Here is a 1,149-nt window from a genome sequence, read left to right on the forward strand (position 1 = left end):
GTAAGCGTCCATTTTAGGACGTATTGACGCCTTATAGATTTCGGCCAAGCATCCTGGCTAGATGTCTTTCATGATCTGCACCAGTCCTGGTGGGATTTTCCACTGGCGGTTATCATCGCTGACCACCATCACTGATTTCTTGTTGATTTTGATAACCACGCCGAACACTTGGCCTTCTTTGGCCTTGAAGTGGACTTTTTGGCCTAAACGTAGCTGGCTTAGAACATTGATGTCGTTTTGCAAACGTAAGTAGTCTATCCGCTTGCAGATGAGCTCGTTCAGGTCATGTAATTCGTCTAAGGTTAGGTCTTCTATGCGCATATCGCCTCCGTCTGGAGGCTATTCTACCGAAGTGGCGGGTAAAGCAAAGAGGTCTGAACGCAGTGGATTATCGGCGAACTGGGTTTTCCAATACCGTGGCGTCAGTTCATGTACCAGGCTGGCAGGGTGTTGGCTGATACGTAGCAGTACATCGGTCAGATAATCGTTTACATTGATATCATGCAATCGACAAGTGACTATCAGGCTTTGGATAACGCCAACATGCTCTGCACCGATTTCTGTCCAACAGAACAACCAATTTTTTCTCCCCATGGGTATGGGCCTGAGCGCCCGCTCCAGATGGTTTGTATCCAGCGGCACATCGGGGTCTTCTAAGAAGACACGCAGTGCCATTTCTTTGCTTCGTACATAGCCAATCGCTTTGTAGAGGGGGTCTTTTGGCAGCAGCGTCAGGTTATGCAAGGTGTCATCACACCACGTAAAGAAGCGGTCAACCACCGGTTTGCTGTGCGCAAGCCGGTATTGGCGTTTTTTGTCATCCGTGAGCTTTTGGTTTCGGATAGTCTCTTCTATCTCATACAGCTTAGCGATTAGGCTTATCGCTTCTTTGGCCGGTTGTGGCCAGCTGTTTTCGGCTGCAATAAATTGCCGGCGACTGTGCACCCAGCACTGGGCATGGGTTAAGCCCTCATTCGCTTTGATATAACTGGCATAGGCGCTGTAGCCATCGCTTAATAAAGTCCCTTTAAAGCGATGTTTTAATATCTCTTCTATATGTTGCCGCCCGCGGCTGGTGGAGAAGGTAAAAACAATTTCATCCTTATCACCATACACCGGCCAGAAGTAACTTTGCTTCATTTTGCCCGG

1 protein-coding gene and 1 pseudogene are annotated in these 1,149 nt (G+C 48.4%); both read right to left on the bottom strand.

The features are described 5' to 3' along the window. Positions 1-57: 57 nt before the first annotated feature. A complete protein-coding gene (locus tag J3B89_RS20960; RefSeq protein ID WP_014610306.1) occupies positions 58-321 on the bottom strand; it encodes a transposase in 264 nt (87 codons plus the stop codon). 18 nt (positions 322-339) lie between these two features. Then, positions 340-1,149, bottom strand: a pseudogene (locus J3B89_RS20965) (IS66-like element ISSpu21 family transposase); the annotation flags it as partial.

This window comes from Rheinheimera oceanensis, assembly GCF_018831085.1.
GTDB lineage: Bacteria > Pseudomonadota > Gammaproteobacteria > Enterobacterales > Alteromonadaceae > Alishewanella > Alishewanella oceanensis.

Excerpts from the sequence above, each read along its gene's own strand:
- J3B89_RS20960 (WP_014610306.1), bottom strand. The coding sequence starts at position 321 with ATGCGCATAGAAGACCTAACCTTAGACGAATTACATGACCTGAACGAG.